The following is a 13,990-nucleotide window of genomic DNA, read 5'->3' as shown; positions in this document are numbered from 1 at the left end:
GCTGACCGAGACGTCTCAGCCGGTGACCTTTTTGATAGAGCCATTCTCCATCAATATCGTTGAGTCCATCAAAACGGCGGGATGGATAGCCGGACGCATCATATTGATAATGTTCCCATAACCGTTCACCGGCACTGACTGAGGTCACTTGTCCATTACCATTAACCACATAACGTAGCCATTGCCGCTCATCATTTGCTGCCACCAAATTAAGCGCATCATCGTAACGATATTCGCGATCTAGCCCTGCCAATGTAGGTTGCGGGATATCCGCGACTTCATGAGCGGCAAAAAATTGCGTGTTGCGTCCGGCACGTTGGGAAGTGAGCTGGCCCATTAACGAGTGCTCTTGCCGCAGGATAAAACCTTTATCAGCTTGGCGGTGCCATTCATACCCATCTTCATCCCGTTCCAGCGTTAGGGTATGACTACCATTGATAGTCAGTAAATTAAGTTCTCCAACCTTATTAACCGTGGTTTTTGCCTGCCAGAGTCGGCCATCTGGTGTGTGGAGTTGTCTTTCTGTTGTCGTGTTATCCGAATAGTTAGCGCTATCGTAAGCGCGTTATTCCGCTATCAGTTGTTCCTTTTTAGAGGGATAACGGAGAAGATTTAATGCGGAGGACATTGAGAGCGATAAGAATGTTGACGGCTTGTGCTTGATAAGCATCTGGCAGAGGGATACGGCATTCTTCCCTGAACCGACAACAAGAGCGACTATCCCTATGTCCTTACCTCACAAACTTCAAGGTCTTGTCGTTCAGATAACACAGAGAAGGATATAGCACCTCTTTGGGGTGTATGATAAATGATCTGACAAATGTGATTGAAATCACTTAATAATTTATGTAAATCAATAAATTATAAACGAAAGGCAGGGTTGGAAATGAGAATGTTTGGCCGTTGTCGGTATCCATGAAAAGGGAATGTGTTTTGTGGCACATTCCTTCATTTATTTTAATGAAAAACATTAACCCACTAAATAAGTCCCCATTGCACTGGCAATATGCACTTGTTTTTCATTATGCAGTTCAATTCTGGCGACAGAGACTTTATTGCCGGCACGGATAATGTTGCAACTGGCGGTAAATATTTCACCGCGTCCGGGTCGCAGATAATCCACGCGCAAATCAATAGTACCTAATGTGGTCAGGCGTTTTTGGATCTCGGCGATGGTGAGCGTTTCCATTGCTGTTAGTGCATTGCCTGCACAAACCAGCCCGCCGGCAACATCCAATATGGACGCGATCGCACCACCGTGCAGAATCTTATGGATCATATTGCCGACCAACTTTTCCTGATGGTGAAATTGCAGTTCTGTGTAGTCTTGCTCAAAGCGGAGCAGTTCAAGACCCAACAGGCGATTGAATGGCATATGGTACACAAAAACTTCACCAATAAATTGACGGGCTTCTTCTGGGGTTAAGAGGGGGTCTACTCGCTGAATATTTTCCATGGCGGAATTCCTGATAATAAAAAGTAAAACAAACCAATATTAAATGGGTGTTTGTGGTTAATAACTTGTTAAGTTTATGCTTTCATTATCGACTTTGCCAGTTTGTGAAGCGCTTCGACAAACCCTTTCTCAGGGCAAAAACGGACTACAAAAAATAATCAAATAGCGTGTAGAATAAGCGGTAATTTTTTTAGCTTGAAATTATTCAACAGGAAAACCAGACATGCGTTTATTATGGAAAATACTGGTTATTATCGGCCTATTATCTCCATTGGCTCAGGCCGCAGAAAAGCAGGGGGGTGGCGTGAGAGGGAGCGTGCTCTCGACGATGCTGGGCGAGCAAGATTCTCCGCTAATGCTCTATCCCTATGATACGAACTACATTATTTATACTTATGATGCCAATATGAATAAATCGGCAATTCATAGTTATGATTGGGCAGATAATGCCCGCAGAGATGAAGTGAGCTTTCAGATAAGTTTTGGTTTTCCCTTGTGGCGGGGAATTGCAGGAGAGAACTCGTTGCTTGGGGCTTCTTACACACAGCGTTCATGGTGGCAACTCAGTAATAAAAAGGAATCGTCTCCATTTCGTGAAACGAATTATGAACCTCAACTTTTTCTGGCATGGTTAACGGATTATGAATTTGCGGGTTGGCGCCTGCGGGAAATTGAAGCGGGGTTTAACCATCAATCTAACGGGCGGCCGGAAGCGACTTCCCGTAGCTGGAATCGCCTCTATGCCCGTTTTATGGTGCAGAATGGCAATTGGCAGGCGGATTTGAAATCGTGGTATCGGCTGCCCGAAAACGCCCGTCATGATGATAACCCAGGTATGAACCGTTATATGGGCTATTACCGGCTGAAAGTTGGTTATATCTGGGGTGACAGCGTATTTACCGCCCAAGGGCGCTATAACTGGAACAGCGGTTATGGCAATGGCGAGTTGGGCTGGAGTTATCCGCTCGCAAATCATGTCCGTATTTACACGCAGCTTTTCTGTGGTTATGGCGAATCGATGATTGACTACAATTTCAAGCAAACCCGTTTTGGTATCGGTGTCATGTTGAATGACATGCTGTAACTGCCCTTACAGTGAAATAACATCTACTCGTCGTACTTCAAGATAATCAGCGGCTTTCGTCTTATAAGCTGCAACTTGAAGTTTATCGGGTATATTTAGTTTTTTTCAGAAATTAGCTTCTAACGATCGAGGAAAGGCGTGTCTACCGCAGAACTCATCAGCACGGCATCGCTGGCTGAACAAGCATTACGAAAAACATTCGGATACCAGCAATTCCGACCGGGGCAGCAGCAAGTTATCGACGCCGTTCTTGACGGGCGCGACTGTTTGGTGATTATGCCAACGGGAGGCGGTAAATCGCTGTGTTATCAGATCCCCGCACTGGTTAACAATGGGCTGACGTTGGTTGTGTCTCCGTTAATTTCATTGATGAAAGATCAGGTCGATCAACTGCGCGCGAATGGCGTTGAAGCGGAATGTCTGAACTCAACCCAAAGTCGTGAACAGCAATTGGATATCATCCAACGTTGCCGCAAGGGGAGCATCAAGCTGCTCTATATCGCCCCTGAACGGCTGGTCACGGATAACTTTCTTGACCAACTGCATGATTGGCAGCCCGTTTTACTGGCCGTCGATGAAGCGCACTGTATTTCCCAATGGGGGCATGATTTTCGCCGGGAATACCGGGCATTAGGGCAACTTCGCCGCCGCTTCCCCGGTCTGCCCGTGATTGCACTCACCGCGACAGCAGATAAAACGACCCGTCAGGATATCGTTCGCTTATTAGAGTTACATGAGCCGATTATCCATATCAGCAGCTTTGATCGTCCCAACATTCGCTACACCTTAGTGGAGAAATACAAACCCCTTGATCAGCTCTGGTCATTTGTCCGTGGTCAGCAGGGAAAAAGTGGCATTATCTACTGCAATAGCCGCACTAAAGTGGAAGAGACCGCGGAGCGCCTGCAAAAACGGGGGCTGAGTGTTGCCCCTTATCATGCGGGGCTGGAAAACAATCAACGTGCATGGGTGCAGGATGCCTTCCAGCGAGATGATTTGCAGGTCGTTGTGGCAACGGTTGCGTTTGGTATGGGGATCAACAAGCCGAATGTGCGCTTTGTTGTGCACTTTGATATTCCCCGCAATATCGAATCTTATTATCAGGAAACGGGCCGGGCCGGGCGGGATGGCTTATCGGCGGAAGCCGTGCTGTTTTACGATCCTGCGGATATGGTGTGGCTGCGTCGTTGCTTGGAAGAAAAACCCGCGAGTGAACAACAGGACATCGAACGGCACAAACTCAATGCGATGGGCGCATTTGCAGAGGCACAGACTTGCCGGCGCTTAGTCTTGCTGAATTATTTCGGGGAAAGCCGCCAGACAGCCTGTGGTAACTGTGATATTTGTCTTGATCCTCCCAAGCGTTATGACGGTCTGGTGGAGGCACAAAAAGCACTATCCTGTATTTATCGCGTTGGACAACGTTTTGGGATTGGCTATATTGTAGAAATGCTGCGTGGTACAAATAATCAACGCATTAGAGATTTTGGGCACGACAAGCTGCCAGTTTATGGCATTGGTAAAGCACAGAGTCAGGAGCACTGGACGAGTGTCTTGCGTCAGCTCATTCACTTAGGGTTGATTAGCCAAAATATTGCCAACTACTCTGCGCTACAACTGACGGAAGCTGCGCGACCTGTATTACGCGGCGAAGTGTCTCTACAACTTGCTGTGCCACGTATCCAAAACCTGAAAAGCCGCAATCAACAAAACAAATCATACAGCGGCAACTATGATCGCAAGTTATTTGCCAAATTGCGCAAATTGCGTAAATCCATTGCTGATGACAACAATATTCCTCCTTTTGTCGTTTTTAATGACGTCACGTTAATTGAGATGGCAGAACAGTGCCCAATCACACCGGATGAACTTTTGCTGATTAACGGTGTTGGGCAGCGGAAATTGGAGCGTTTTGGTGAGGCATTTATGGCATTAATCCGTGAGCATTTTGAAGAATTCGAGTAACTGAATGATTTGAATCGCTAAAGGGGAATGAACAGAGGATGATAAATGGCGCCTGAGATATTGAAAGCGAGCTGGTTAAACCGTGAACCTCAGTTCTCCGCCTTTACGAACGGATCATTACTGGATTTTTGGCGAACAAGAGAAGAGCGGCAATTTATGGGAATTGACGATATTCTCATCCATTATGTCTCCTTTTGTTCTCCCCATCATGACAAAACACTCATCATTTTGCCCGGCCGTAGTGAAAGCTACGTGAAATATCCCGAAGTGGCCTATGATTTTTACCACTTAGGCTATGATATTTTCATTATTGATCATCGTGGACAAGGCTGTTCAGGACGAATGTTGGATGACCGACAAAAAGGCCACGTTGAAGCGTTCGACCACTATGTGGATGACTTGGCTAAATTTATTGAACTTGAAGTGACACCTCGCCAATCTCATCGCTGTTATGCACTCGCCCATTCAATGGGCGGTGCGATTTTGAGCCGCTTTCTGATGCGCTATCAGGAGCTGATTTTTCGTGCCGCGGCGTTATGTGCGCCGATGTTTGGTATCAATTTACCCATGCCGCGCTGGCTGGCAAATTTTCTGGTTAACCAAGCAGAATCCAATACCCAAAGACGTAACGCTTATGCGTTATCAACGGGGCAATGGCGGCCATTACCCTATTTTATCAATCTGTTAACGCACAGTTATGCGCGTTACCAGCGTTATTTGCGTTACTATGCGGATTATCCTGAATTGCGCCTTGGCGGGCCGACTTACCATTGGATGCGTGAGAGCATGCTGATGGGCGATAACCTGATTGAAAATGCAGATAAGATCCAAACGCCACTCATGATATTACAAGCGAGTGAAGATAAGATTGTGAGTAACCGGGAATTACTGGCTTTTTGTGCATCGCGCCAAAAAGCGGAAACAGGAAAAGCGGAACAAAATCCTCTGGTTATCCAAGGGGCTCATCACGAAATCCTGTTCGAAAAAGATATATTGCGGGCGCAGGCTCTCAATGCAATTTGTGATTTTTTTGACCAGAACTGATTCAGTTTAGGAACCATAACTATGTATCATGTTGTTGCTTCAGATTTAGATGGCACGCTGTTGTCTCCCGACCATAAAATCACCCCGTATACCAAGGAAACATTGAACTTACTGACGGAACAAGGGATTCATTTTGTTTTCGCAACAGGGCGTCATCATATTGATGTGGGGCAGATCCGTGATGGATTGGGCATTGATGCTTATATGATCACGTCCAACGGCGCCAGAGTTCACAATATTCAGGATGAATTGATATTCAGCCATAACTTAGATCCTGAGATTGCCCATGATTTGTGTTTATTGGAATTTGATAATCCCAATGTCCTGACCAATTACTTCAATAACGATGATTGGCTAATAAATAGAGAAGCGCCTGAACAGGAAGAATTTTTTCAGGAATCCGTTTTCCATTACCAACTTTTTCAACGCAACCATTTTCCCACCGATGGCGTGTGCAAAGTTTATTACACCAGTGACGATCATGATTATTTGGTGGAGTTGGAAGAGAGAATTAAAGCGCGTTGGGGGGCAAGGGTGAATGTCAGCTTTTCACTGAGAAATTGCCTGGAAGTGATGGCGGGTGGGGTTTCTAAAGGGCACGCATTGGCGCAAGTCTGTCAATTGATTGGTTATCCATTGAGTGATTGCATTGCTTTTGGCGATGGCATGAACGATCAGGAAATGCTGACTGTGGCAGGCAAGGGCTGCATTATGCAGGGAGCGCACCAGCGCTTGAAAGACAGCTTACCGGATATGGAAGTCATTGGTTCTAATGCGGATGATGCCGTTTCTGGTTATTTACGTAAAATATTTGCCGAAAATCTATCGGGTTTGAAGCTAATGGCGTGAAAAAGAAGCGAATAGCCTGAATATGTGTTTGAAAACAGCATCCTGTGTGATGCTGTTTTTTGCATTTAGTGTTGTTGTTTTAAGAATGATTTTTTGATTTTCACCAGAATGAATATTTAATTCCCATAGGATGAGTTTTTTATCTTTTCTGACTATAAGATGAAGTGACCATCATTGTTCTAATTTTTTATAAACCACAATCCTTTCTGTTTAAAAAACAGCCGACTCGGAGTGGTTGGATGCCTGATTTTATTAAAAGTTGCTTATTTTTAATAAGTTGAACCATATTGCTTCATGTTGTTATAATTACATTATGTTTTAAAATTTACCAATTAACAGGTTTAATGTGTAGTAAAAATAAAGGAATTAGAATCATTATTCTGTCGTAAAACAAATTTTGATATAGGTTTTTGTTTTTTTGTGGATTGTAAAATTAATTTTTTCACTTAATATATGTGACATAAATAAAATTATTATTTTTTTTAAAATTGAAAAATCTACTCGAGTAGATAATGTGTTAAGTAAAAACAATAAAAATATAACTATGAAAAAATCTTTTTCCGGTTTATAACGTCGGAATTGATAATTTACTGTTCCAACACTCAGGGAACACATTATGCAGTTTGAGAACGCAATAGTGCCTTTAATGGGGGAACGGCATGCATCCGAAGTATGTCTGGAAACTCGGGAAGGGCACAAGGAATTTTGTCGTGCGGTTTTTTCTTGTTGGTTAGGCACAGCAATGGAATATGCCGATTTTGCACTTTATGGCTTAGCCGCAGGAATTATTTTTGGTGACATATTTTTTCCTGATATGACACCTATGATTGCTTTGCTTTCCAGTTTTGCAACTTACTCAGTTGGGTTCATCGCACGGCCTATTGGTGCATTACTATTTGGATGGTTAGGGGATCAAAGGGGTCGTAAGAGCATCATGGTGACGACTATTATGCTCATGGGACTCTCTACAACACTTATTGGGTTGATTCCGAGTTATGCTCAAATTGGAGTATGGGCTCCTATTTGCCTCGTTATTTTGAGATTTACACAAGGGCTAGGGGCTGGGGCTGAACTTTCTGGTGGTACGGTGATTCTAGGAGAATACGCTCCACCGAAAAGGCGTGGTTTGGTTTCTTCTATTATTGCTCTTGGTTCCAATAGTGGAACATTACTAGCATCACTGATTTGGTTGCTAGTGTTGACTATGGATAAAGAGAGTTTGCTTGATTGGGGATGGCGTATTCCATTTCTATCCAGTTTCTTACTTACCGTAGTGGCTTTACTTATTCGCCGTCATATGAATGAATCTCCAGTATTTCGACGTTATAAAATGTCTCTAGAAGCTCGTAATTCAAAGGTATTGAACAATAAACTGACTTATAAAACTGAACGAGAACACCAGAATTTTCTGGAACGAACAAAAGCATTCTGGATCATGGTTGGTTTACGTATTGGTGAGAATGGACCATCTTATCTGGCTCAGGGATTTATTATTGGGTATGTTGCTAAAGTGTTAATGATAGATAAATCCGTACCAGCGATAGCAGTCTTTCTTGCCTCCACTCTAGGTTTTTTGATTATTCCTCTGTCAGGATATTTATCTGATCGTTTTGGTCGCCGAATTATATATCGTTGGTTTTGTTTCTTATTAATCCTATATTCTGTACCTGCTTTCATCTTACTGGAAAGTCGTGAACCTATCATTGTCATTTCAACCATCGTTGTAGGTATGGGATTGGCTTCCTTGGGAATATTTAGTGTTCAGGCTGCATGGGGAGTTGAGCTGTTTGGTGTAAGGAATCGCTATGCTAAGATGGCTTTTGCAAAAGAGTTAGGTTCCATTTTATCTGGTGGTTCTGCGCCACTAGTTGCGTCAGCACTGTTATCTTTTACAGGACATTGGTGGTCTGTCGCATTTTATTTTGCGTTTATGGCAGGCATTGGTTTTATAACAACGTTCTTTGCTCCAGAAACACGAGGTAGAGATTTAAATTTACCTGATGACGCTATTTAATACTTCAAAGTATTAACTCACCATTGATAACTTTGGCATGAATTAACATTATTTAGTTCGTGCCAAATGATTATTACATCCAAAAACATGGTATTTTATCCTCTGAACTATTTAAATTATAATCTTCTCCTACAAATTAATTAAGTAAATGTCATGAAGTTACATCCTAAACGAGTGACTCGTACCGATGTTGCTAAAGAAGCAGGCACATCTGTAGCAGTAGTCAGTTATGTTGTTAACAACGGTCCCAGGCCTGTTGCAGAAGCGACTCGACAGCGCGTATTAGCAGCTATCAAGAAAACAGGTTATAGACCAAATGGTATTGCTAAAGCTCTTGTCTCGGGAACAACACAAACTTATGGTCTTATTGTACCTAATATATCTAATCCTTTTATTTCCTCAATGGCTCATGCATTGCAACAAGAAGCATTCAAACACGGGCAGGTTCTTTTATTAGGTGATTCAGGGGACGACAGAGAGCGAGAAAAAGAACTAATCAACAACTTATTGCATCGTCAGGTTGATGGGTTGCTATATACTAGCGTCGATCGTCATCCTTACATCGGATTGATTCAGGAAAGTGGAACTCCATGTGTCATGCTAGATCGTGTTGATGCGAGACTAAATGTCAGCGCAATTATTGTAAATGAAAAGCTTGCTGCATTTCAGGCTACTCGGCACCTAACTCAGCATGGATATCGAGATATCGCTATTATTTGTGGACCTCATGATATGTTAAATACGCAGGATCGTATTGCTGGTTGGCGTGATGCGTTACAACAAGCTAATTTAACTGTGCATGAAGAGTGGATTTTTTCAACAGACTATACCCGCATGGGGGGCTATGAAATAACGTTGGAAATGTTAAATGGAAAACTTCCTCACGCTTTGTTTGCAACCAATGAGTTACAAGCATTTGGATGTCTTCGTGCATTGTCAGAACATGGAATAAAGGTTCCCAATGATATTGCATTGGTTTGTTTTAATGCTACACAGCAATCACAATTTAACGTTCCTTCTTTGACTGCCGTACGTCAGCCTATTGATAAAATGGCAAAAACTGCTATTGAAATGCTGAAAACATGGAATGGGGAGGCTCGTGAATGTGAATTTGGATTTGATTTACAGATCGGAGAATCCTGTGGTTGTACATCTCTCGTAAAAGAATAAAGTATGCGTTTAATTATTGATTGTGATCCAGGGAACGGTATAGCAGGAGCGAATATTGATGATGGTCTTGCATTAGCTCTTGCCATAGCTGCTCCACAAATTTCTCTTGAATTAATTTCTACTGTGTCTGGTAATACACCCAGTGAAATTGGTTATTCTGTTGCAAAATCACTTTTACAGAGATTAGGTGAAAATATTCCTGTGTTACGTGGTGCCTCTCAGGGATTATTGGAACCCATGAAAAAATGGCGTGAAAAACTTGATAATGGAGTTGATCAAAATGGTTTGCGTTATTTATGGAAGGGAGTTGTTTCCCCAGAACAATATCCTTTAGTTACTCCGTCAGCAGCACATGGAATAGGTGAGCTTGTATGCCAGAATCCCGGTGAAATTACTCTTGTAGCAATTGGTCCTTTGACCAATATTGCTCATGCGATACAGTTATACCCTGAATTTTCTGAATCTGTGGCTGAAATTGTCATTATGGGCGGTGTATTTGATGTTCCTGGTTATCAGAAAGACACCAATTTTGGTATTGATCCAGAAGCTGCTCATATCGTATTGACAAGTGGTGCAAATATTACTTTAGTGCCAATGGATGTGACGACTCAAACTCAGATGTTGCATTCTGATCTAGATTACTTATCTACATTTAATAATGCTCTCTGTAAATTTTTAGTTGAAACAGTTCGCCCATGGATGAACTATTCTATGAAAACCAGAGGATTGGCAGGGTGTTGGATCCATGATGCATTGACGGTGGCATGGCTAATTGACAAAACTATTGTTACGAGTACACAGAATTACGTAGATGTTGTTTTAAAGGGAGCTGAGCGTGGTATGACAATTCTTTATGACCCTGAATCATCATTACCAAGTATGGATCCCTTCAGTATAAACAGAAAACCCATAACAATATTGGACACAGTGGATAGCGCTAGGTTTCTATCGTTGATTTTCCAATATATTAAAGATTACTAAGTTTTTTCTTACTATAATTTCTTATCTTAGATTACTTTTGTCTGGTTTAATATTTTTTGAATGCGTTTTTATCTACATTTTTTATGTTAAACCAGAAAAATGGCACTGCCACTCTAACCATACTCCTTATTGGTTACAACCGTGTTTTTATCTAAATATCTCCTAAAAAGTAATACGATTGGCGCAATCATGCTGATGGCGAAAACATAATTCCAAACTTGCCGATAGTTATTGGCAAACATTAAGGGCACAAGTCCTGTTGCAATAATCCTTCCACATAATGTGAAAAATTGCTCGTATGAGAATGCACGGCCAATCATGGCCGAATCCACTTCATGCAGGATCAGGTTATGGCTTGAGATCCGTGACGCAGAATTACAAAATCCGAGGAAAAACCCCCCGACCAGAATGAACTCCAGTGTTGGATGTAGTGAAATAACGCCGAGTGTTATCGCAAAGACAGAGGTGAAAACAACAACCAGATTGCATTGAGAATAATGATTGGAGATTCGCCCCAAAATGAATCCCACTAATATGGCGCCACAACCATATATGATGCCATAGGTGGCATAAGCGCTGATGGGTTCAAGGAGCACATCATTCATAAAGGGTGCCTGGATAACATTGATCGTCATGATACAGATAAAAGGAATGGCTCCCATTGCCATATAACAAAACAGATCGGTTTTTAAAAATGAGGGTGGGAGTTTGGGGTGAGAATATTGACGATTGTTTCTGTCGGTAATGCGCTTGGATGCGTAAGGAATAACCATCAACATCATCAATGAAATCAATACCATTCCTGCCAGTAGCATAAAAATATCCGTGTTGGTTAATGAATTGGCAAAGATAATCACCAGAGAAGCCGCTAATAGCGTTGAAGATTGGGATTCAATTTCAAGGATAGCGTTAATGCGGAACAGTTCACTTTCCATAAAGATATCTTTGATAAATCCCTGTCGGGTTGTGTAGAAAATCGCAAAGTAAATCTGGACAAATACATAGGCACAAATCAGGGCATACAAGCGGTTCAAAACGTTGTCTTTGGCAAGAGAAAGAAACAGAAAAAGTACCAATATGACGATGGTGATAAATATGAGGATCGATTTTCGGTTAAGAGAATCAATCAGTTTGCCAATAAAAGGCGTCAAAAAAAGAATCAAAAGGGCAGAAAACATTGCGGTTGTGGCGAGAAATGCAGGTTCACCCGCAGTATTACTGATACACCACGGAATAAGGTACATTCCGATAGAAACGGCAACTGATGAAAAGAAGTTGGATATCAGAAAAAATACGATGAGTAACCAGGGTCGGCCAGATAAAATTTTCATATCATCTCGGATGGTAAGAGGTTTGGCGATTTATTCTTCGATGATAGGCGTGTGTTAAATTTATGTAAATAGATTGACTACTGGTTCAGCACTTTTTGATTTTTCCGCTGTTACGGAATCGAAATTAGTATTTTTATTTTGAAATTAGTCATTTTATATAAATAACATAGTTAATTATAATCATTAAAATAAAATGACCCTCTAACGAGTGTTAATCATATATTAAAGTGTCTTATTTCTCTAATAGATTTAAGCGTAACTTTGCTATGGATGAAAAACATTCCTGTTGATTCTGTTTCTAATTTGATATTTGGAAGTGTTTTTTAATTCACTATCTAATAATGGCGTAAATCAGAAGGTATTAACTATCCAATAATGGATGATGGACTTCAAAAGGAAATTAAGTATAAAATCCACCATCCTTTATAGTTTGCCCGTTTTTATTTTATATCATTTAATTTCAGTAAAGTGACATTATGAATTGGTATCTTAGTGTTTTAAAAAATTATGCAGATTTTTCAGGACGTGCGCGTCGCACAGAATATTGGATGTTTTCTTTATTTCATTCAATTGTATGCGTAGCCCTCATCGTATTAGGTTCAGCGATTGATGAAAATGCCGGTATGGCATTGTTGGCTGTTTATGTGATTCTGACTATGATCCCGAGTCTTGCAGTCACAGTACGCCGCCTTCATGATGCTAATCATTCTGGTTGGTGGTTATTAATCTCCATTATTCCCTTTGGCGGTATTGTTTTATTAGCGTTTTACTGCATCGAAGGGACGAAGGGTGATAATGATTATGGTGTAGACCCTAAAAAGAACTATTAAGATATAGCATAAATTAACTCTGTAGTTTGCCATGTAAATAAAAACACTGCTTAAAATAATAGGCAGTGTTTTTTATTTCTAAAATAACTTGTCCTGATCAAAAATGCCAATCTTGTCCCTTATCTTAATGGAAGGTTTGCCATATCGTTAATCGCATTCATTGAAATAAGGAGTATGGTGTATGAGTCAATTGCGTCTTGCTTATTACGATTTGTCCCCCGAACTGTTGCAAGGATTTCGTTCTGTCAAAGAGGGATTGGAAAAAAGCCCATTGGGGCTACCGTTGATCGAATTGGTTTATCTGCGGGTTTCCCAAATCAATGGTTGTGCTTTTTGTCTAAACAAACATACGCAGTCTTTGCGTCAGACCGAAGAAACCGAACGTCGATTGGCCGAATTGGCAGGATGGCGTGTCAGCGGTCAATTTACTTCTCGTGAAAAAGCAGCATTGGCGTGGGCAGAAGCACTGACTTATGTGACGACGACCCACGCTGATGATGGCGCTTACTTGCCGTTAAAAGCATATTTCACCGATCAGGAAATTTCTGATCTGACTTTTGCCATTGCGCTGATGAATGGAATGAACCGGCTGGCTATTGGGATGCGTCAGTAACTTGTAAAAGACACGTTTGTAGATTTTTCGCATGGTTCAAGGCGGCTTCTGGTGTTGGCTCATTAGCAAATCCAAACAGTAGCCCCTTGCCGCAATCCGCGTTTAAACTGCGTGAAGACAGCGCAGCAATCCCAAATCCATATTGTCTGGCATGTTGAGCCAGTTTTGCCAGTAAATGCAGCCCGCCAATGGGAATATCGAATTTAAATCGGGAACCAAAAACTTGATCTAAGCTCTCAATCACCATTTGCCTGCGTTTAGCATAGAGGGCACGCATTTTACGCAGATGACGTGAAAAATGACCTTCCTGCATAAAGTCAGTGACAATAGCCTGTTGCAATAAGGGGCTGCCGTCATGCCAAGCGTGGCATGTGGCATTGAAAATCGACGAAAGATCGGGAGGCACAACCAGATAAGCGAGCCGAAGCGCGGGGGTCAGGACTTTGCTGAATGTACCAATATACAAAATATTATTCGATAGACTGGCCAGCGCTGGCTGGCGGCGGTGATCGTAGAGAAATTCACTGTCATAATCATCTTCGATAATCAACGCCCTGTTTTGTTCTGCCCATGCTAAAAGCGCCTGTTTCCGTGCCATTGATAAGGTTACTCCCAACGGGCTTTGGTGAGCAGGTGTTATACCAATCTAACTT

The 13,990-nt window shown here is 42.0% G+C and carries 13 protein-coding genes; 9 read left to right on the top strand and 4 right to left on the bottom strand.

What is annotated here, in order from left to right; all coding sequences use genetic code 11:
* Positions 1-337 (bottom strand): hypothetical protein (locus PSI15_RS15445; RefSeq protein WP_273584298.1); only part of this gene is annotated, 337 nt, incomplete at its 3' end.
* Between the two features lie 633 nt (positions 338-970).
* Positions 971-1,456: a thioesterase family protein gene (locus tag PSI15_RS15440; RefSeq protein ID WP_273584297.1), complete on the bottom strand. Its 486-nt coding sequence runs from the start codon at positions 1,454-1,456 to the stop codon at positions 971-973.
* Between the two features lie 223 nt (positions 1,457-1,679).
* Between PSI15_RS15440 and pldA the strand changes: the two genes are divergently transcribed.
* The 7 genes from pldA (at position 1,680) to PSI15_RS15405 (ending at position 10,563) form a co-directional block, all read left to right on the top strand.
* On the top strand, positions 1,680-2,540 hold the full coding sequence (pldA, locus tag PSI15_RS15435; RefSeq protein ID WP_273584296.1) for a phospholipase A: 861 nt from the start codon (positions 1,680-1,682) through the stop codon (positions 2,538-2,540).
* Positions 2,541-2,678: 138 nt separating this feature from the next.
* Entirely contained in the window at positions 2,679-4,505 is a 1,827-nt protein-coding gene (gene recQ, locus PSI15_RS15430) for an ATP-dependent DNA helicase RecQ (protein WP_273584295.1), read from the top strand.
* Between the two features lie 45 nt (positions 4,506-4,550).
* Entirely contained in the window at positions 4,551-5,549 is a 999-nt protein-coding gene (gene pldB / locus PSI15_RS15425; protein WP_273584294.1) for a lysophospholipase L2, read from the top strand.
* 21 nt (positions 5,550-5,570) lie between these two features.
* Positions 5,571-6,398 carry a sugar/pyridoxal phosphate phosphatase YigL gene (yigL, locus tag PSI15_RS15420; protein WP_273584293.1) on the top strand — a complete coding sequence of 276 codons (828 nt, stop codon included), beginning with the start codon at positions 5,571-5,573 and terminating at the stop codon, positions 6,396-6,398.
* Between the two features lie 646 nt (positions 6,399-7,044).
* Positions 7,045-8,412, top strand: coding sequence for an MFS transporter (locus PSI15_RS15415; RefSeq protein ID WP_443256101.1), 1,368 nt, complete (start codon positions 7,045-7,047; stop codon positions 8,410-8,412).
* A 153-nt stretch (positions 8,413-8,565) separates the two neighbouring features.
* A complete protein-coding gene (locus PSI15_RS15410; RefSeq protein ID WP_273584291.1) occupies positions 8,566-9,582 on the top strand; it encodes a LacI family DNA-binding transcriptional regulator in 1,017 nt (338 codons plus the stop codon).
* A gap of 3 nt (positions 9,583-9,585) precedes the next feature.
* A complete protein-coding gene (locus PSI15_RS15405) occupies positions 9,586-10,563 on the top strand; it encodes a nucleoside hydrolase (protein ID WP_273584290.1) in 978 nt (325 codons plus the stop codon).
* A 113-nt stretch (positions 10,564-10,676) separates the two neighbouring features.
* Here the strand turns inward: PSI15_RS15405 and PSI15_RS15400 are convergent, their stop codons facing one another.
* Entirely contained in the window at positions 10,677-11,894 is a 1,218-nt protein-coding gene (locus tag PSI15_RS15400; protein ID WP_273584289.1) for an MFS transporter, read from the bottom strand.
* A 476-nt stretch (positions 11,895-12,370) separates the two neighbouring features.
* Here PSI15_RS15400 and PSI15_RS15395 point away from each other — a divergent pair, with 476 nt between their 5' ends.
* The gene (locus PSI15_RS15395; protein ID WP_273584288.1) at positions 12,371-12,724 is read left to right on the top strand and encodes a DUF805 domain-containing protein; all 354 of its coding nucleotides are present in this window, start codon (positions 12,371-12,373) and stop codon (positions 12,722-12,724) included.
* A gap of 181 nt (positions 12,725-12,905) precedes the next feature.
* Positions 12,906-13,337, top strand: a complete 432-nt coding sequence (locus PSI15_RS15390) for a carboxymuconolactone decarboxylase family protein (protein WP_273584287.1) — start codon at positions 12,906-12,908, stop codon at positions 13,335-13,337.
* On the opposite strand, the gene PSI15_RS15385 is transcribed toward PSI15_RS15390, so the two are convergent.
* Positions 13,318-13,953, bottom strand: coding sequence for an aminotransferase-like domain-containing protein (locus PSI15_RS15385; protein WP_273584286.1), 636 nt, complete (start codon positions 13,951-13,953; stop codon positions 13,318-13,320). The two genes, PSI15_RS15390 and PSI15_RS15385, sit on opposite strands and share 20 nt — an antisense overlap.
* Between the last annotated feature and the right edge of the window lie 37 nt (positions 13,954-13,990).

The sequence above is a fragment of the Xenorhabdus sp. PR6a genome (assembly GCF_028599065.1).
In the GTDB taxonomy this organism is placed as follows: Bacteria; Pseudomonadota; Gammaproteobacteria; order Enterobacterales; family Enterobacteriaceae; genus Xenorhabdus; species Xenorhabdus doucetiae.
Note: the sequence above shows the minus strand (reverse complement) of the source record. Positions and strands in the feature narration are given on the sequence as shown.